This window comes from Rheinheimera sp. KL1 (assembly GCF_001275035.1).
Classification (GTDB): domain Bacteria; phylum Pseudomonadota; class Gammaproteobacteria; order Enterobacterales; family Alteromonadaceae; genus Pararheinheimera; species Pararheinheimera tangshanensis.
This window is the reverse complement of sequence record NZ_LAMX01000006.1, coordinates 119,257-136,898: the sequence shown is the minus strand read 5'-3', so window position 1 is coordinate 136,898 and position 17,642 is coordinate 119,257. Positions and strand designations below refer to the sequence as shown.

The 17,642-nt window shown below is 46.8% G+C and carries 16 protein-coding genes and 1 pseudogene; 10 read left to right on the top strand and 7 right to left on the bottom strand.

Going from position 1 to position 17,642, the window contains the following annotated elements; translation table 11 throughout:
- Positions 1 to 117: 117 nt before the first annotated feature.
- Both WH43_RS02795 and argA read left to right on the top strand, forming a co-directional pair.
- Entirely contained in the window at positions 118 to 507 is a 390-nt protein-coding gene (locus tag WH43_RS02795; protein ID WP_053423131.1) for a hypothetical protein, read from the top strand.
- Between the two features lie 297 nt (positions 508 to 804).
- Positions 805 to 2,124: an amino-acid N-acetyltransferase gene (gene argA / locus WH43_RS02790; protein ID WP_053423130.1), complete on the top strand. Its 1,320-nt coding sequence runs from the start codon at positions 805 to 807 to the stop codon at positions 2,122 to 2,124.
- On the opposite strand, the gene WH43_RS02785 is transcribed toward argA, so the two are convergent.
- On the bottom strand, positions 2,119 to 3,204 hold the full coding sequence (locus WH43_RS02785) for a glycerol-3-phosphate dehydrogenase/oxidase (protein WP_053423129.1): 1,086 nt from the start codon (positions 3,202 to 3,204) through the stop codon (positions 2,119 to 2,121). The genes argA and WH43_RS02785 overlap by 6 nt on opposite strands.
- 169 nt (positions 3,205 to 3,373) lie before the next feature.
- Between WH43_RS02785 and WH43_RS19750 the strand changes: the two genes are divergently transcribed.
- Entirely contained in the window at positions 3,374 to 3,619 is a 246-nt protein-coding gene (locus WH43_RS19750) for a DUF1272 domain-containing protein (protein ID WP_082335658.1), read from the top strand.
- Here the strand turns inward: WH43_RS19750 and WH43_RS02780 are convergent.
- From WH43_RS02780 to proB, 3 genes are all read right to left on the bottom strand, one after another.
- Positions 3,616 to 4,083 carry a hypothetical protein gene (locus WH43_RS02780; protein ID WP_053423128.1) on the bottom strand — a complete coding sequence of 156 codons (468 nt, stop codon included), beginning with the start codon at positions 4,081 to 4,083 and terminating at the stop codon, positions 3,616 to 3,618. The two genes, WH43_RS19750 and WH43_RS02780, sit on opposite strands and share 4 nt — an antisense overlap.
- A 63-nt stretch (positions 4,084 to 4,146) precedes the next feature.
- Entirely contained in the window at positions 4,147 to 5,397 is a 1,251-nt protein-coding gene (locus tag WH43_RS02775; RefSeq protein ID WP_053423127.1) for a glutamate-5-semialdehyde dehydrogenase, read from the bottom strand.
- A gap of 2 nt (positions 5,398 to 5,399) precedes the next feature.
- Complete coding sequence (gene proB, locus WH43_RS02770) at positions 5,400 to 6,518, bottom strand: glutamate 5-kinase (protein WP_286049413.1); 1,119 nt, start codon at positions 6,516 to 6,518, stop codon at positions 5,400 to 5,402.
- A gap of 478 nt (positions 6,519 to 6,996) precedes the next feature.
- On the opposite strand from proB, the gene WH43_RS02765 reads away from it, so the two are divergent.
- The 3 genes from WH43_RS02765 (at position 6,997) to WH43_RS02755 (ending at position 9,504) form a co-directional block, all read left to right on the top strand.
- Positions 6,997 to 7,560, top strand: a complete 564-nt coding sequence (locus tag WH43_RS02765; RefSeq protein WP_053423126.1) for a gamma-glutamylcyclotransferase — start codon at positions 6,997 to 6,999, stop codon at positions 7,558 to 7,560.
- 229 nt (positions 7,561 to 7,789) lie between these two features.
- The gene (locus WH43_RS02760) at positions 7,790 to 8,440 is read left to right on the top strand and encodes a YiaD family glycine zipper/OmpA-like lipoprotein (protein ID WP_053423125.1); all 651 of its coding nucleotides are present in this window, start codon (positions 7,790 to 7,792) and stop codon (positions 8,438 to 8,440) included.
- Positions 8,441 to 8,655: 215 nt separating this feature from the next.
- Positions 8,656 to 9,504 carry an EamA family transporter gene (locus WH43_RS02755; RefSeq protein ID WP_053423124.1) on the top strand — a complete coding sequence of 283 codons (849 nt, stop codon included), beginning with the start codon at positions 8,656 to 8,658 and terminating at the stop codon, positions 9,502 to 9,504.
- 32 nt (positions 9,505 to 9,536) lie between these two features.
- Here the strand turns inward: WH43_RS02755 and WH43_RS02750 are convergent, their stop codons facing one another.
- Both WH43_RS02750 and speE read right to left on the bottom strand, forming a co-directional pair.
- Positions 9,537 to 10,196 (bottom strand): hypothetical protein, encoded by a 660-nt coding sequence (locus WH43_RS02750; RefSeq protein WP_053423123.1) that lies wholly within the window; start codon positions 10,194 to 10,196, stop codon positions 9,537 to 9,539.
- A 68-nt stretch (positions 10,197 to 10,264) separates the two neighbouring features.
- Positions 10,265 to 11,121: pseudogene (gene speE, locus WH43_RS02745) on the bottom strand (polyamine aminopropyltransferase).
- 126 nt (positions 11,122 to 11,247) lie between these two features.
- On the opposite strand from speE, the gene speA reads away from it, so the two are divergent.
- The 4 genes from speA to WH43_RS02725 all read left to right on the top strand — a co-directional run bounded on the left by speA (position 11,248) and on the right by WH43_RS02725 (position 16,275).
- On the top strand, positions 11,248 to 13,134 hold the full coding sequence (gene speA, locus WH43_RS02740; protein ID WP_053423122.1) for a biosynthetic arginine decarboxylase: 1,887 nt from the start codon (positions 11,248 to 11,250) through the stop codon (positions 13,132 to 13,134).
- A 128-nt stretch (positions 13,135 to 13,262) separates the two neighbouring features.
- A complete protein-coding gene (gene yihG / locus WH43_RS02735) occupies positions 13,263 to 14,156 on the top strand; it encodes a 1-acylglycerol-3-phosphate O-acyltransferase, YihG family (RefSeq protein WP_053423121.1) in 894 nt (297 codons plus the stop codon).
- Positions 14,156 to 15,079: a 1-acylglycerol-3-phosphate O-acyltransferase, YihG family gene (yihG, locus tag WH43_RS02730; protein ID WP_053423120.1), complete on the top strand. Its 924-nt coding sequence runs from the start codon at positions 14,156 to 14,158 to the stop codon at positions 15,077 to 15,079. The genes yihG (WH43_RS02735) and yihG (WH43_RS02730) overlap by 1 nt, the downstream gene beginning before the upstream one ends.
- Positions 15,073 to 16,275 carry a mechanosensitive ion channel family protein gene (locus tag WH43_RS02725; protein WP_286049412.1) on the top strand — a complete coding sequence of 401 codons (1,203 nt, stop codon included), beginning with the start codon at positions 15,073 to 15,075 and terminating at the stop codon, positions 16,273 to 16,275. The genes yihG (WH43_RS02730) and WH43_RS02725 overlap by 7 nt, the downstream gene beginning before the upstream one ends.
- On the opposite strand, the gene WH43_RS02720 is transcribed toward WH43_RS02725, so the two are convergent.
- Positions 16,272 to 17,468 carry a methyltransferase gene (locus tag WH43_RS02720; protein WP_053423119.1) on the bottom strand — a complete coding sequence of 399 codons (1,197 nt, stop codon included), beginning with the start codon at positions 17,466 to 17,468 and terminating at the stop codon, positions 16,272 to 16,274. The two genes, WH43_RS02725 and WH43_RS02720, sit on opposite strands and share 4 nt — an antisense overlap.
- Positions 17,469 to 17,642 lie beyond the last annotated feature (174 nt).

Here is a 17,642-nt window from a genome sequence, read left to right as displayed (position 1 = left end):
TTTGTGTGACAACTTCACCATAATCCCTCGCAGGGAGGGGAGTCCATACATCTACGCAGCAATCTGGCACCACGAGCTGATCATCTGGCCACAGGCCAAAGTGCAGCACAGATCCACATGCAAATCCGTCAAGGGGTAGAGAAGCTAAAACAGATTTGCCAGTCCGATCTGTTTATCCGGGATGCGCTGAATTTCCGTCGTTCCAGAATGATTCAACAACTACCTAAATTACCTGTACATGCAATGCAAAACATTAACTCAGTTCACACTAAGGTTCGGCATAACCCATTGGCGATCGCAGGACTCTTTGCAACTGATGATATTTTAGATTTCAGACAACCCGGTCAACAGCATTTAATTCATTTGGGCGCCGAAGCGTCAGTACGTTTTATATTATCCAGACAAGAGTTTAGTGTGTCTGAGATCCCTGGCGATGTCAGCGACGATGTACGTATTGCGCTGGTCAATAAAATGCTGGCAGGCGGTTATCTTGAAGTGTTGGATTAACCGCAAAAAACATATTGATGCATAAAAGTCAGATAAAAAGGCACAAACAGACCATTCATAACGTTCGAAGTAAAATATCAACAACATGATTTATAAAGAAATACTTAAAATATCACTCTATACCATTAAATTACATGTTGGTTATTTATCCAAAATTGTTTAAAGTGCGCGCTCATTTGCACTGCCCGAGCTGCGTCAGCTATGGCTTAGGCATTCGTTTGCTATGCTTAAGCTGCTGTCGTCATACTGTCACAAGGCAGCCTTAGTCTTATTTTGTTTTTGCCAGAAGGAAACAAAGTGCGCACCACAGAACTTGTTGATGGCTTTCGTCAGTCCGCCCCTTATGTTAACTCTCACCGCGGCAAAACCTTTGTCGTGATGCTGGGAGGTGAAGCCATAGATCAGCCCGGCTTTCGCAGTATTATTAATGATATAGCTCTGCTCAATACGCTCGGCATTAAAATAGTGCTGGTGTATGGGGCCAGGCCACAAATTAATAAAGCCTTGGAAAAAGCCGGTTTAAACTGCGATTACCATAACCGTATTCGGGTGACGGACGATGATTCCTTCCAGGTGATCAAACAAGTCGCAGGGGCTTTGCAGCTGGATATTACAGCTCGCTTGTCGATGAGCTTAAGCAACACCCCTATGCACAATGCTCAAATCAACGTGGTCAGCGGGAATTTTGTTATAGCCCAGCCTTTGGGCGTGGACGATGGTATCGACTATTTACACAGCGGCCGGGTGCGTCGTATTGATGTGCAGGGTATTCGCCGCCAGTTGGATAACAACGGCATCGTCTTAATGGGCCCTGTAGCCGCTTCTGTCACAGGCGAAAGCTTTAACCTGACCGCCGAAGAAATTGCCACTCAAGTGGCAATAAAACTTAAAGCTGAAAAAATTATCGGCTTTAACGAAGTGGGCGGCATAGTGGGTGAAGATGGTGACATTACCGCTGAACTTATGCCTAATTATGCCGAACACTTAATGTGGCAGATGGAGCAAAAAGAATACGCCTGCACCGCCACAGTCGCCTTTTTACACGCAGCTATTACGGCTTGTCGTTCTGGTGTTTCGCGTTGTCACTTAGTCAGCTATAGCGAAAATGGCGCTATGTTGCAGGAGTTGTTCTCCCGTGACGGTATAGGTACCCAGATAGTGACTGAGGCTGCCGAACGTTTGCGTGCAGCCAGTATCACTGACATTGGCGGTATTCTGGATTTGATCCGTCCACTGGAGCAACAAGGGCTTTTGGTGCGTCGCTCGCGTGAACAGCTGGAAATGGAAATTGACCAGTTTGTCGTCATTGAACGGGATGGTTTAATTATTGGCTGTGCCGCGCTTTATCCATTCCCGGAAGAAAACGTCGGTGAATTTGCCTGCTTAGCTGTGCATGAACAGTACCGTGACGCCGACCGTGGCAGTGCTTTGCTGCAAAACATTATTCAGCTGGCACGCCAACGTAAGTATTACCGCTTATTTGCGCTGACCACCCGCAGTATTCACTGGTTCCAGGAGCATGGCTTTGAACTGGTGACGGTGCAGGACTTACCAGAGAAAAAACAACAGCTGTATAACTACCAACGCCGCTCTAAAATTCTGGCTTTGGATTTATAAGGCGTTTTTCTGCTGTATTTGTGTCACCACAGTCCGGGCTAAGGCTCTGGCTGTGGTCCACTTGCCTCCGGACACAGTCAACAATTGCTGTTGCCAATTAAGTGCATACTCCCGACTGGCCGTACTGGCGCTGTCATTGCCACCCAACAGGGGTCGGACTCCGGCAAATGTACTCTCTACATCAGCTGAGCTAAGTTGGCTATCAAAATAGTGGTTATACAGCTTCAGTAAATACGCCTGCTCTTCGTCACTGCAGGCTATAGGCTCTGCCAGACTTTGCCGTACTTCTGTTGTTCCTAATAAAGTTTTACCCTGATAAGGCAATACAAAGACGATACGCCTCTCCCCCGGCACTTCCAGCATATGGCCATACCTACTGATTGCAGGCAGTAGCAAATGACTGCCACGCACCAAATCCAAAGTTTGTTGTAGCGGTAGCTCTGATTGTTCCAAGAGCTGATTACTCCAGGGCCCGGCCACATTCACGACCAGATCAAAGATTTGCCACTCAGCGCTGTTAGCCGCAAATACCCCACCTGTTGCTGTGATTTGACGGACAGGGCAATGCTGGTGAATCTGTACTCCGGCTTTTACAGCTTGCTCCGCCACCCAAAGCCCAAGTTTTCTGTCATCCATCTGGCCATCAAAAAATAAATAGGCCCCTGTCAAACCTTGTGTTTTTAGTTGTGGCGAACAACGTTTTGCCTGCTCTGCGGTTAACCAGCGATGCCTTCCTATACCTTTTTTTCCACTCAGCACATCATAAAGCCACAAGCCAATTTTGATTTGCCAGCGTGGTCTTTGACCCTTTTGATAGATGGGATACAAAAGCGGCAATCTTTTGGTTAAGTGCGGTGCTTTTTTCAGCCACCAGCGTCTTTCCTGCAGGGCTTCATGCACCAGACGAAATTCGCCCTGCTCCAGATAACGTAAACCGCCATGCAGCAGCTTAGAAGAGGATTTGCTGGTCGCCTGCATCAATTCATCGCGTTCAAACAAAGTCACCTGATGGCCAGCCAACGCCAATTGCCAGGCGGATGACAAGCCATTAATACCACCACCTATCACAGCAATTTTCATATCGTTTTCTCTTAAGTCTTTGATCTATCAAAGCAGAATCAAGCGACTTTGTCGAATTGCTTCACGGGTTTCAACTGGCTGGTAAGTAGCAGAGATTGGCCTGAATTCGGGCAGACGGCTGAACCTGTCTCTGTTGAAATAGGCTAAAAAGAAATCAGAGGAGAAACTGATGCTAGAACTCAGACCCAACTGTGAATGTTGTAATGCAGATTTGACACCAGCAGATCAGGCCTACATCTGCTCCTTTGAATGTACTTTTTGTCCGGAGTGTACTGACAAACTGACTGGAATCTGCCCAAACTGTGGCGGAGAATTAGTCAGAATACCGATAAGACCTGAAGCTAAATTAGCAACCAATCCGCCTTCAGCTGTGCGGGTATATAAACCTGATTGCAAAACAAAAACAGTACCTTAGTTCATCAGCGCCATAGCGGTTTGCATTTGCTGTTCAGTTAAGCCTTGATCCTGCATCGATTTGACTAAGTTATTTTTAGAGTCCATCAACCCCCGGCTTAAGGAGCTGATTTCAGCCTGCAGCGCTTTTAGCTTTTCCTGCTTTTCTTCTGCAGGCATCGAGCTGTTGCTCATCAGTTGTTGCAGCTCTTTTTGTTTTTCTTCCAGCTCGTCCTGCTTATCACGAATAGCTTTCAAAGCCTGTTTGACGTTATCCGGTAGCTCGCTCTCGTCAATGTCTTTATCCCTTTCGGCTTTTTTAGATTTTTCTAAGCTCAGTGGGGATAAATCGACATGAATACCGGCTGTAGATCTTGTACTGGCTTTTTCGAAGCGGAAGTTTTTGTCCTCTGCAACAGCAGTGGTCTGAGGCACTACATTTTGAATACCAAGATTGAGCACCTGATTTAAGTCCATTTTTTTCATCAGCTTTGCACCGAAAACAGAGAATCTTTCTGTTATCGGCGCAGGCTGGATAAACTTGAATCTTTAGCGGATTTGACCGTCCCCTATCACAATATATTTTTCTGTGGTCAAAGATTCCAGACCCATAGGGCCGTAGGCATGTAACTTAGAGGTGGAAATACCAATCTCAGCCCCTAACCCCAGCTCGCCACCATCGCTAAAGCGCGACGACGCATTCACCATCACCACAGCGCTGTTAATTTGCTTTAAAAAACGCTGCGCTGTGCTGATATTTTGTGTGCAAATCACTTCGGTATGATCCGAACTATGCTGCTGAATATGCGCAATGGCGGCGTCATAATCAGGCACTATTTTTACTGAAATGGCTAAACGCAAATATTCGGTATCAAACTGCTGAGGTTGTGCCAATACTGCATTGCTGAAATACAAAGCCGACTGTTCGCAGGCAAAGACGTCAACCTGCTCAGAGGCCAATGCGGCGGCAGCCAACGTCAAAAATTGTGGCGCTACAGCTTGATGCACCAGCAAGGTTTCCAGCGAATTACAGGCGCTGGGTCGTTGCACTTTGCCATTGATCAGCAACGCAATAGCTTTCTGCAGATCCGCATCCTGGTCCACATACAAATGACAGACCCCTTTGTAATGCTGGATCACCGGAATTTTGCTGTTGTCGCTGACAAAATGAATTAAGCCTTCACCACCCCGGGGTATCACCAAATCAACACTGTCTTTTTGCTGCAGTAATTCCAGCAATAAAGCCCGATCCGGATCAGGGATCACACTGATGGCGGCCGGGTTCACGCCATGTTTTGCCATAGCGGTATGCAAAGAGTTTGCAATCGCCATGCTGGAATGCAAAGCTTCACGGCCACCACGCAAAATCACTGCATTACCGGACTTTAAACACAAAGCACCAGCATCTGCTGTGACATTAGGCCGGGCTTCGTAAATCATCGCGATGACGCCAAGCGGAATACGCATTTTACCCACCTGAATGCCATTAGGCCGTGGTTTCATCTGACTAATTTGGCCTACAGGGTCTGGCAATGCTGCTATATAACGCACCGCATTGGCTAAGGTTTTAATCCGATCTTCAGTCAAAAGCAGGCGGTCCAACATCGCTTCTGCCAACTGCTTGTCGCGCCCTGCCGCCGTATCTTTAGCATTGCCAGCGAGGATCAAAACGCTATCAGCTTCTAACTGATCAGCCATCGCCAGTAACAGCTGGTTTTTCTCAGTTTCGGATAATTGTGCCAGTTGCAAAGCAGCTTGCTTAGCCTGCTGGCAAATAGCTTTAATATTTACGTTTGTCATACTCAGCCCTCCACCAGCGCTAAATCGTCGCGGTGCACCACCACTTCGCTTGGGCAATAGCCCAAAATACTTTCAATCTGCTGACTGTGTACGCCACGAATTTTGCTCAGCTCTGATTTGCTGTATTGACTGATCCCTTTGGCCAGCTGTTTACCCGCCTCGTCACACAACCAAATTGCATCACCTTTATCAAAATCACCACTGACCGCGCTGATACCTTTTGGCAGCAAAGAAGCGCCCTTATGCAATAAAGCCTGCACAGCGCCGCTGTCGAGCTGCAGCTCGCCACGGGTTTTTAAACTGTGTAACAACCAGTGTTTTTTTGCACTTAAACGTTCCTGCTGTTTATGAAACAGCGTGCCGCAGGCTTTGCCGGCCAGCAGAGCTGCAAAACTATCAGCTTTCTGGCCATTAATAATTAAGGTATCTATGCCCTGCGAAGTGGCTTTGCTGGCCGCCTGCAACTTAGTAGTCATGCCACCTGTGCCTATGGCGTGATGACTGCCACCAGCCATGGCATAAATCTCCGGCGTGATTTGTTGCACTTCAGGGATAAGCAAGGCATTGCTGTCTGAACGTGGGTTAGCTGTGTATAAACCATCCACGTCAGAGCAAATGATTAAGGCATCAGCGTCGACAACAGTTGCCACCAAAGCGGCCAGATTGTCGTTATCGCCCACTTTGAGTTCAGCTGTAGCCACAGTATCATTTTCATTGACGATAGGAAGTACGCCGTGATCGAGCAAAGTACGCAGCGTATTGTGGATATTTAAGTAGCGGTTGCGGTGCTGTAAATCATCATGCGTCAGCAGAATCTGTGCACAGTCAAAATCCAGCAAATTACGCCAGCTTTGCATCATGCGGGTTTGGCCAACAGCAGCCATAGCTTGTTTCACATTAATGGGTAAGGGGTGATGGGCAAAGGGAATAGCAGCACGGCCTGCAGCCACACTACCTGAGGATACCAATACCACTTCAACCCCTTGTTGCCTGCATTCGCTGATAAAGCCAGCAATAGCAAGTAAGTAACGGGTGGAGCAACCTTTTGCTTCCGGTGCAATCAGAGCACTGCCCACTTTCAGCACCAGACGTCGCCACTTTAACCCAACCATAACACCCATTTATCTCCAGTTATTTTTTGACCATCCGAGCATACCTATTTAGACGTATACATGTCTATACCCGTCTTACTTGAAGCTGTAGCTTTGTTGACTACAGGCTTTCGCCCAATCGCATAGGAAAACTATGCTCATGGGTCTCAATCCTTTGTCGCCTCGCTACAACTCCAATTAATTAGGGTATATACCTTCGGACTTACGACCACAGCGGCGTTGACTACGTAATCTCGCCCCAGTCACTTATTTCAGCAGACTAATTTTGCTTACTGGCGAGTATTAGCCTCAATCCATAAACACATAGTGAACTATGCTCCTGGGGTCTCCATCACTTGTCGCCTTGCTGTAGCTGCAATTACTTTGGCGACTCGTTGTGGCCTCAAAATAACGCATAACAACAGTCAATGGCATGTAGCATAAGTAAAAGGTATTTCGGTAAAATCTGACCAATAATGCATTACTTTTTTGTCTTAAGCAGAGCCTGATGTCGCACAACACTATATCCCTGAATCAACAGCGCCAACCTTTGGATCACCTCGACTCTGTCTGGCTGTTTGGTTACGGCTCGCTGATTTATAAAACTGACTTTGACTATTTGGCCGCTAAACCAGCCTGCATTTATGGCTGGGAACGCCGTTTTTGGCAGGGCTCCCATGATCATCGTGGTACGCCTGAGGCGCCTGGACGGGTGTTGACCCTGGTTGAAGCCGTTGGAGCACGTTGCGCCGGCATGGCTTATCAAGTAACACCTGCGACCTTTAAAAATTTGGACCATCGTGAAAAAAATGGTTATTTGCGTATATTTACCCCACTACACTGGCTGAATGAAACAGGCGAAGTGCAAGGGGTTGTGTATGTAGCCAGCGCAGACAATGAGGCTTATTTGGGCCCGGCTACAGACGCAGCTATAGCTGCGCATATAGCTCGCAGCTGCGGTCCAAGTGGTCCCAATAGCGAATACCTGCTTCAACTGGCACAGGCGCTACGCGATATGAATCAGCAAGACGAACATGTGTTTGCGATTGAGCGCGAACTTTTAAAGCTGTGAAAGCAAACCTAATCGCTGCACTATTTCTTCACCAGAATACCGGGGAGCGCCTCTTACTCAGACTCTCCGGCCTTTACAAGCTTCAGCTTTATTCGCCGCCATCCATGGCGATTTCCCTAAAGGGCCAAGGCTCTGTCTTGTTAACCGCTGCGCCGAACAATGTTTTAGTTCAGCGCTAATTCAGTTGAACTGAGGTACAATAGCCGCACAATAATTCAGGAGATTTCCCATGATTGCCAAACAGTTAGGTTTAGTTGCCTTATGCAGCACCTTAGTTTTATCCGGTTGTGCCAGTATGAATATAGCGCCGGAAAATCAAAATACTGCTAAAGGTGCGGCTATTGGTGCCGGTGTGGGTGCTGTGCTGGGTAAAGCCACTGGCAATCATAAAAACAAAAGACTGGCGATAGGTGCCGCCATTGGTGCTTTAGCTGGCGCTGCTGTGGGTCGTTATATGGACCATCAGGAAATGGCGCTGCGTGATCAGTTATCTGGCACTGGTGTCAAAGTGCACCGTGATGGCGATATTTTGCGTTTAGAAATTCCATCGCAAATCACTTTTGCGGTGAATCAGTCGGCTATTCAGCCTCAGTTGTATCCGGTATTAAATGACGTGGCTAAAGTACTGGGTGAATACGACAAAACCCTGCTGGTCATCAGCGGCCATACCGACGATACCGGTGCTTATGACTACAATATGCAGCTGTCAAAAAAACGTGCTGAAAGCGTCAAAGATTATTTAGTAGCGCAGCGTTTAAATCCAATCCGGATTGAAACTCAGGGTTTAGGCCCAAGCTACCCGGCAGTGCCAAACAATTCTGAAAGCAACAGAGCGATGAACCGCCGCGTTGAGATACATATCGAAGCCATCACTCAATAAAATACCCGTCGTTCTTGTCGCTGCAGTTTTGTTGACTGCGCCTCCTCACCCCAGTCACATAGGCAACTATGTTCCTGGGGATTCGTTGACTGCGCGCCGAGCTGCAACATCAATGGCTTAGGCTAAAACGAGAAAGCCAAAGCTATTAAAAATTTAAAACTCCGGCTATGCTGCCGCTGCATTGAATGCAGTAGCAGCATAGCCGGAGTTTTTTTATGGGTTTATTGTGGTTAGTCACGCTAATTTGGGCTTTTAGTTTTTCCTTAATTGGTGAATTTCTATCTGGCCGGGTTGACCCTTATCTGGCCGTCAGCAGCCGTATGCTATTGGCTTTGATCTTGTTCCTGCCCTGGTTACTCAAAAGTACCAGCTCAAAAACTCAGGCTATGGCTCTGGCTGGTATTGGTGCTGTGCAGCTTGGTCTGATGTATCTGCTGCTCTATCATAGTTTTCTGTATTTGAGTGTGGCCGAAGTGCTGTTGTTTACTATTCTGACTCCTGCCTATATCTCAATACTGGATTACTTCTGGCGTTATAAAAAGCTGCATCTGCGCTGGTTAGGCCCTGCCCTGCTGGCTATTTTGGGCGCTTTAGTGATTCGTTATCAAAACCTTAGTACAGACTTCTGGTGGGGTTTATTGCTGATCCAGGCTGCCAATTTATGTTTTGCTTTTGGTCAGGTGGCTTATCGCCAACTGGATTTAGGTTCAGTCGCCACACAACGCTATAACTTTGGCTGGTTTTTTATGGGCGCTGCAATGATCAGCCTGCTGGCAACAGCTCTATTTGCCGACTGGAACAAAATACCAACTACGACTTTGGATTACGGCATTTTAATCTGGCTAGGTCTGGTGGCTTCTGGTTTAGGTTATTGGTTATGGAATGCTGGCGCCAGGCAGGTGAATGCTAACCAGTTGGCAGTGATGAATAACGTGCTGATCCCGGCGGGTTTAGTGGTGAACTTTGTATTCTGGCAGCAGAATGTCAACTGGCTTACGTTAAGCGCTGGTTCGGCGCTGATTTTAGTTTCATTGTTATGGGCCGGGAGGCAAAACACCAACTAAATCAGAGCAACTGCAACACAGACCACTCATGGCTATGGCTCGGCTTTAACCAGCAGCCGTATTTGCCAATGAGTTTTAGTTTTCCACTCCGACATATATACATGCTGCCAAGGCGGCTGCATCCCGGAAAGCTGCTTTAGCACTTCGTCCGCCTTGACTTCAATCGGCAAACGCAGTTGCACCAAACAGATATTATCCCTGCAGCCTGACGCCTCTGCTCTGGCGCCAAACTTGCTCTCCAGGTCAGACAATGCCTGTTCCAAGTTGTGTTCAAGTTGGTTATCTTGCTCATACTGATGAGAATAATGCAGCTGTTCCGCCGCTTCGCGAAAATTTCTGCTTTTGAACAACAATTCTATTTTGGCGCGAGACAATTCTGCATTTGAGCTGATCAGCCTCAAATGCCAGTTTTCTTGCAAATCTAAGGTACAACCCCGACCTTCAAGACATATCGAACTGGCCTGCTCAGGCTCTACCTCTGTAGGTTCTTGCACCGGAGTATCGCTATAAACAACTGCTACGTCCTGGCCCGATGATTCAGGCTCTTTTTCCAACCCCACATGCTGGGTTGTATTTTGAACTCTGGAGATCATCGAAGGCGCTGCTTCTGGTTGCTCCGGCTCAGCACTACCACTGAACCAAAACCAGCCAGCCATCAGTAACAACGCCACTCCACTGAGAAGCCATTTCATTATTCGCCATCCTCCATGAAACACTATTACAGCTACCGAACTTAGAGCTGCCTCCCAAATCTTTCAGGTTAGATCGAAGAAAAAGCCTTCTTTACAAAATTAGGCAAAGCCATAGCAGCCTGATGCACTTCGGCATTGTAGTACTGAGTTTCAAAAGCAGGATTTCGTGCAGCTTCAACACGGAAGCCGTCAAATTTGGCCTCTTTACGGGCTAAAGTACAAGTCCACCAGCCGGATGGATACACCATCTGCGGAAACAGCAGGCTTTGTAAGTCGGCAAAACCAGCGTCTGACATCGCATCACGCATGGCTTTTAAAAGTGGCATATGGATCAATGGCGATTCACTTTGTTGCACTAAGATGCCACCAGGGCGCAGCGCTTTTAAGCAGCTTTCATAAAAGGCGCGGTTAAATAAACCTTCGCCCGGACCTATTGGGTCGGTTGAGTCGACTATTACAACGTCCAAAGATTCTGGCGCTGCATCGCGCATAAACTGAATACCGTCGGCAAATTTTAAGGTAGCGCGTGGGTCGTTATTGGACGCACAAAGCTCTGGAAAGTATTTTTCTGCCATACGGGTGACTTGTTCGTCGATATCAATTTGGGTCACTTGTTCGATATCAGGGTGCTTTAATACTTCACGCAAAGTACCACAGTCACCGCCGCCAATAATCACCACTTGTTTTGGCGCAGGATGAGTAAATAACACAGGGTGGCTTAACATTTCGTGGTACAGGAAATTATCACGCTGCTCAGCATAATAACGCCGTCTATCACCATAAGATTGCCAAAGTGCGTGGTCTCAAACATTTCAATATGTTGAAAAGGCGACTGCACCTCATCCAGTTTTTTTGTGATGGCCAAACCAAAAGCGCTGCCACTGGCTGCAAAAATTTCAGTGAACCATTTGTTGTCGCCCGACATACTAAACCCCTCATAAACAAACTAAGCTAAGTATTTTGCCAGCCAGGGCAGGATGAGACAAACTTTTCATGTTTTTTTCATAGCATTGGCTTTAAAATAGCGCATCATTTTTTTAAGGGCACGACAATGGCAGATTGGGGTATTGAAAAAGCACGATCCATTTATAACGTAGCAGTCTGGAGTGAAGGCTATTTTGATGTAAACAAAAATGGCGATCTGGTGGCCTATCCGGATCAGGATCATAAAAAACCCGGTATTAATTTCCCGGAACTGACTGCCCGCTTTAAAGAGGAAGGCTTAACTCTGCCTGTATTGGTGCGCTTTACCGATATTTTGCAGCACCGTGTTGGCACCTTAATCAACTCCTTTGCTCAGGCCAAACAAGAACGTGAGTATCAGGGCGAATACACAGCTGTTTACCCTATTAAAGTAAACCAGCAATTTTCCGTAGTGAAAAAGCTGGTGAGCCATGACAGCGGCAAAGTAGGTTTAGAAGCAGGTTCCAAACCTGAGTTGATGGCAATTTTAGGTGTCACCGACAAACCTCTGCGCATTGTCTGTAACGGTTACAAAGACTCTGAGTTCCTGCGTTTAGCCACTATTGGCCAGATGATGGGCCATCAGGTTTATGTCGTAGTTGAAAAAATCACTGAATTAAAAACCTTAATCCGTGAAATCGACAGCTTAGGCCAGGCACCTATGATTGGTATCCGTATCAAGCTGAACTCGGTTGGTAAAGGCAAATGGCAAAACACCGGCGGTGAAAAAGGCAAGTTTGGCTTAACTGCCACTCAAGTACTGCAAGCCATCGACATTCTGCGTGACGCCGGCAAACTGGACTTGTTGCAGTTAGTGCATTTCCATATCGGTTCGCAAATCGCCAACATTCGCGATATTCACAACGCTATTCGTGAATGCGCCCGTCACTATGCTGAACTGCGCACTTTAGGTGTGCCTATCACTACGGTAGACGTAGGGGGTGGTTTAGGTGTGGATTACGAAGGTTCAAACTCACGTTCGGCCTGTTCGATGAACTACACCATGCTGGAGTACGCCCGCAACGTGGTGTATGGCTTAAAAGAAGTCTGTGACGAATACGACTTACCGCATCCGAACATTATCACTGAGTCTGGCCGTGCTATGACAGCTCACCACGCCGTGTTAATTACTGATGCTATTGATGTTGAACGCGCTCCAGGCTTAGTCAATATGCCAGAGCCAAGCGAAGACTCACCAGCCGTGATTTGGGCCTTGTGGGATTCGTATAAAAACGTCACACCACGCACAGCGGTCGAAGCCTACCACGATGCAGTGCATTATTTTACCGATGCTCATGCTCAGTATGTGCATGGTTTGCTGACGTTAAAAGACTGGTCTTTGCTTGAGCAAATTTACTTTGCCACCATCAACAAAGTGAAAAACAAGCTGGACTTATCCTCGCGCTCACACCGTGATATTCACGATGAGTTAAACGAGAAATTAGCCGACAAGCTGTTTGTGAACTTCTCGCTGTTCCAGTCTATGCCGGATGCCTGGGGTATTGACCAGTTATTCCCGGTGATGCCACTGGAGCGGATGAATGAGTCACTGGAACACCGCGCTATCATTCAGGACATTACCTGTGACTCAGACGGCGTACTGAAAAGTTATGCGGACGGTAACGGCATTGAATCCAGCTTGCCACTGCCTTCGTACAAAGAAGATTCGCAGTTCCTGTTGGGTATGTTTATGGTCGGCGCTTACCAGGAAATTCTGGGCGACTTGCATAACCTGTTTGGTGACACAGACTCAGTGCATGTTGAACTGGATGACGAAGGCGGTTACCGTCTGACGAATGCCATTAAAGGCGACACAGTGGCCGACGTATTACGTTATGTGCAGTTTGACGCGAAGAAGCTACTTGCCGCGTATCAGAAGCAATTAGCACGGATGGACTTTAGCCCGGAAATGCAGACATCTTATTTAGATGAGCTAAAAGCCGGGGTTTATGGTTACACCTACTTCGAAGATTAAGGTAAACTTGCCACTGATCGGATGAGAGAAAAGCAGGCCCGCCTGCTTTTCTTTTTTAAACTATATCCCAGATAACCACAGGCTCTGCACCTTGGAAAGAGGGAAATAACGAACGAGGTGGTAACTGAATGCTGCACTTTCTACCAGCCCCAATACGTGGCTCGCTTTCTTTTCTGCTGTACTTTATCAACACGATTTTTTGGGCCATTCCTATATTACTTCTGGCCATCATTAAGTTACCTCCTGTCAAACTATGGCAAACCTGGATCACCTATTTACTCGACTTTTGCGCCACCAGTTGGATCAGCCTAAATAACCTAACCAGCCGCACCTTCACCTGTATTCGCTGGGATATCAAAGGCATAGACCATTTAAGTGTCAAAGACTGGTATTTGGTACTGGCCAACCATCAATCTTGGGTTGATATTCTGGTGTTGCAAAAAGTCTTTAACCACAAAGCGCCCTTTTTAAAATTTTTCCTGAAAAAAGAGCTGATTTATGTGCCTGTCATTGGCTTGTGCTGGTGGGCGCTGGATTTTCCTTTTATGCAGCGTTTAACTGCCAAGCAGCTGGCGGAAAAACCGGAACTTAAAGGCACTGATATAGCCACCACTCGTAAAGCCTGCGAAAAATTCCGCTACAAGCCAGTCTCTGTGATGAATTTCCTTGAGGGTACTCGTTTCACTCCACATAAACATGACAAACAACAGTCGCCATTTACTCATCTACTCAAACCTAAAGCGGGTGGAATCTCTTTTGTACTGAACGCTATGGGCGAACACTTGCATAAGCTGCTGGATGTGACCATTTGTTATCCTAAGGGCATCCCAACCTTCTGGGACTATATTTCCGGCAAAGTGCAGGACATTAAAGTACGGGTGCGGGTGTTACCTATAGATCCGAATTTAATTGGCGATTATGAAGACCCGGTATTCAGACAAAGATTCCAGAGCTGGGTCAATCAACTCTGGTTGGATAAAGACGTGTTATTAACAGAGCTGAAACAAGGAGAGCGGAGCTGATGTTGCACTGGTTACCTGTCGTACTCAAAGCCCCTTTGGCATTTTTGCTGTTCAGCTGCAATCTGGCCTTATGGGGCAGTATTGTAACCCTGATTGGTGTAGCCAAATTAGTCTCCCCTCATGCTACAGCGAGAGCCTTCTGGTCTAAACCCGCCCACTGGGCCTACCGGGGTTGGTCGCGTTATAACAAAGCTTTGATGGAGTTATTTAATAAAGTGGAATGGCAAGTCAGCGGTGTAGCTGATTTAAAACAAGACAGCTGGTATTTGCTGATCTCCAATCATAAAAGTTGGTTAGATATTCCGGTCCTGAGTCAGTTTGCATTAAACCGTATTCCGGAGCCTAAGTTCTTTTTAAAAGAAGAGCTGAAATGGGTGCCTTTTATTGGTTCAGGCTCCTGGGCTTTAGATATGCCTTTTATGAAGCGCTACAGCCAGGCACAAGTCGCGAAGAAGCCGGAACTCAAAGGGAAGGATATAGAAACCACCCGTAAATCCTGCGAAAAGTTCAAAGACACCCCAACCACCATTATTAACTTTGTCGAAGGCACCCGCTTTACCGAACAAAAACACAAGCAAAAGCGTAGTCCATTCCGGCATTTACTGCCGCCTAAAGCAGGTGGTATCGCTTTTACCCTCGCCAGCATGGGGCAGCAGTTTCATTCAGTACTGGATGTGACCATTTTATACCCTGACAATCCGGGTCATGTCGCTTTGGATATGCTATGTGGTCGGTTAAAACGTGTGGTGGTACTGGTAGAAATTCTGCCTGTCGATCATCAGATTATCGGCGATTATTTTAACGACGAGGGCTTCAGAATCAACTTTCAAAACTGGCTGAATCAACGCTGGCTGAAAAAAGATCAGGTGATTAGCGCTTACCATCAGCCGCAGGCTGCCAGAGCGGAAAACGCCTTATGTTAGATCTGTATTTACAGCAGGCTGCCAGCTACTTTGGCTTGAATTTAGCTCCGGAGCATATTTTGATGTTAGCGGTCAGAGTGCTACTGGCCATAGTGTTACTTAGCTTGCTGTTTACATTGGCTCGGCGTTATTTGTTACCCGCTATCGCCCATCTGCTGGATAAAGTCGATGGAGACTTACAACATCAAACTGAAAAACAACGACTACAGCTGGCCAGTCATCTGGCACATTTAGTGCCCGCAGTAGTGTTGATAAGCTCAGCCGAACAATTTTTCCAGCACTGGCCTGATTTCAAATCCACGGTGCATTTAGGTTTGTGGATCTATCTGTACTGCTTTGCTGGTCTGGCTTTTGCTGCCCTGATTAATTTTGCGACCACTATCTACAGTGCGGTGGATCGTCAAAGTAATGTGCCTTACCTTGGCCTGGCGCAGGTGCTCAAATTACTCGACTTTATTGTCGTAAGTATATTGATCCTCAGCACTTTACTCGGCAAATCCCCTGTCTATTTACTCAGTGGCTTAGGTGCTTTAACTGCCGTGTTATTGCTGGTGTTTAAAGACACTATTTTAGGTTTAGTCGCCAGTATTCAGTTAGCCACCAATAAAATGGTCGCAACGGGTGACTGGATTGAAATGCCCAAATACGGTGCAGATGGTGCTGTTATTGAAGTCGCGCTAACCACGGTCAAAGTACAGAACTGGGATAATACCATCACTACTATTCCGACCTATGCGCTAATTTCAGACTCCTTTAAAAACTGGCGTGGCATGCAGCAATCCGGTGGACGCCGTATTAAAAGAGCCATCAAAATTGATATTCACAGCATAGGTTTTCTGGATGAGGCAGAAAAGCAGCAATTAATGCAGCACACTGTACTACAACCTTTTCTGACAACAGATATAGCCAAAGAGTTATTACAACAGCCTCACCTGACCAATCTGAAACTATTTCGTTATTACGCCAAGTGGATGCTGCAACACAACCCACATATTAATCAGAATATGACCCTGATGGTGCGTCAGCTGGAGTCTAACGAAGTAGGTTTACCTCTGGAAATTTATTGTTTTAGTGCTGATAAAGTCTGGGCGAACTACGAACAAATTCAGGCTGAAATTTTCGAAACTTTATTTGCAACTTTACCTTTGTTCACATTAAGTACTTTCCAGCGGTTGGGTGGCCGGCAAGAGCTTTAGCTTTTGCTGGCACTAATCATCAGATTACGAGGGGTGAGTTGGTAGTCGCAGAATTGTTTCACTTGCACCTTGTAGCCTTGTTGCTCTAAAAACAAGGCTCTGTCCAGCACCAGCCACTGCTCCAGTAAAGGCCGGAATAAAGAGCGTACCAGCTGCATTTTCTTCACTAACGCATGCCGTTGCTGCCCAAGCAGCAGATAATACTGCCAGTTTGTATCCTCCGGAATTTGCCACTGATGCTGTGAAGCAGCCCAATACGCAAAAGCACTAAATTCGCCGCTAAACCAATGTTTAGGCACAGAAGATAAAGGCCGGTAGTCTTTTACCTTTTGCACCGCCTGATATAACTCCTGATAAGCCAGACGCCATAGCACTTCGGTCTGGCGCAAGCGTGTTACCCGCTCTCCAGCTGTGACCTGCGCCTGCACAGCGAGTTTCAGCTCATCCCGGCTCAATGGCCCCAAACGACTTTGCTGCGCCTGGATAGATAAAGCCTGATACTGCTCAGTCGCTACTAAATGGTAACAACAAGGCACTATATCTAGTTGGGTCGTACCCACACGGCTGGCCTGTTGCAATAAGCGAATGTGCAAATCGCCACAAGCATGCAAAGCTACCACCTGCTGGTCAGTATTGAGGTGTTTTGCAGTCTCCTCAACTAACACATCTGCCTGAATAAAATGCTGTGACAGCTTAAGTTGTTTAGCCAGCAATTGTCCTTCAGCACAAAGGACGTCCTGCCATTCCAGACTGGTGACTTTGCGCTCCTGGCTAAAACAAAGCCAGCGTCCAAGATGGCCTTTACCGGCACACCATTCCAGTACAGGTAAGTCCCCCTGTTGCATCTGCGTGGCAAAAGCCTGAATTTGTTCTAATTTCCGCCCTTTAATATCACGACTAAACCAGAATGGTAGTTCAGTGTGTATCGGCCCTGTGTTATTAAAACTTGTCCGCTCAAAATCACTGATTTGATTTAACTCTGGGAAAAATGCCGAAAAATAGTCGCGCCTATAGCTTTCATCCAGCTCCAACCGCTCATTCTGCTCAGTCCCAAGTTGTTGTAAAGCGGCAGCTAACGCAGTTTGGGCCCAGGGTAACTCAGAGAAATGGAATGGGCTAAAGCGCCAGAAAGCTTGATAGCGGGCTAACAATAAATCCAATTGCAAAAACTGTTCAGACAAAAGCCGGGACATAAACAAGACGACACCAAAGCAAGAAAACTAGCGCTACTATAGCATCCAATACTTCAAAAGCTGTGAGGCTCTGCCACGGAAATATTTCCGGAACAGTCAGTGTCTGCATCTGGCACAGCCATAAAAAATAATGCACACTCAATTACATCAGTATGGTTCGATGAAAGAGAGATT

What these genes read in the sequence shown, in the direction of transcription:
- WH43_RS02750 (WP_053423123.1), bottom strand. Translation starts at nt 10,196, where the DNA reads ATGAAATGGCTTCTCAGTGGAGTGGCGTTGTTACTGATGGCTGGCTGG.
- WH43_RS02760 (WP_053423125.1), top strand. Translation starts at nt 7,790, where the DNA reads ATGATTGCCAAACAGTTAGGTTTAGTTGCCTTATGCAGCACCTTAGTT.
- yihG (WP_053423120.1), top strand. Translation starts at nt 14,156, where the DNA reads ATGTTGCACTGGTTACCTGTCGTACTCAAAGCCCCTTTGGCATTTTTG.
- WH43_RS02755 (WP_053423124.1), top strand. Translation starts at nt 8,656, where the DNA reads ATGGGTTTATTGTGGTTAGTCACGCTAATTTGGGCTTTTAGTTTTTCC.
- speA (WP_053423122.1), top strand. Translation starts at nt 11,248, where the DNA reads ATGGCAGATTGGGGTATTGAAAAAGCACGATCCATTTATAACGTAGCA.
- WH43_RS02795 (WP_053423131.1), top strand. Translation starts at nt 118, where the DNA reads ATGCAAATCCGTCAAGGGGTAGAGAAGCTAAAACAGATTTGCCAGTCC.
- WH43_RS02720 (WP_053423119.1), bottom strand. Translation starts at nt 17,468, where the DNA reads ATGTCCCGGCTTTTGTCTGAACAGTTTTTGCAATTGGATTTATTGTTA.
- WH43_RS02775 (WP_053423127.1), bottom strand. Translation starts at nt 5,397, where the DNA reads ATGACAAACGTAAATATTAAAGCTATTTGCCAGCAGGCTAAGCAAGCT.
- WH43_RS02780 (WP_053423128.1), bottom strand. Translation starts at nt 4,083, where the DNA reads ATGAAAAAAATGGACTTAAATCAGGTGCTCAATCTTGGTATTCAAAAT.
- WH43_RS02785 (WP_053423129.1), bottom strand. Translation starts at nt 3,204, where the DNA reads ATGAAAATTGCTGTGATAGGTGGTGGTATTAATGGCTTGTCATCCGCC.
- yihG (WP_053423121.1), top strand. Translation starts at nt 13,263, where the DNA reads ATGCTGCACTTTCTACCAGCCCCAATACGTGGCTCGCTTTCTTTTCTG.
- WH43_RS02725 (WP_286049412.1), top strand. Translation starts at nt 15,073, where the DNA reads ATGTTAGATCTGTATTTACAGCAGGCTGCCAGCTACTTTGGCTTGAAT.
- WH43_RS02765 (WP_053423126.1), top strand. Translation starts at nt 6,997, where the DNA reads ATGTCGCACAACACTATATCCCTGAATCAACAGCGCCAACCTTTGGAT.
- WH43_RS19750 (WP_082335658.1), top strand. Translation starts at nt 3,374, where the DNA reads ATGCTAGAACTCAGACCCAACTGTGAATGTTGTAATGCAGATTTGACA.
- proB (WP_286049413.1), bottom strand. Translation starts at nt 6,518, where the DNA reads ATGGGTGTTATGGTTGGGTTAAAGTGGCGACGTCTGGTGCTGAAAGTG.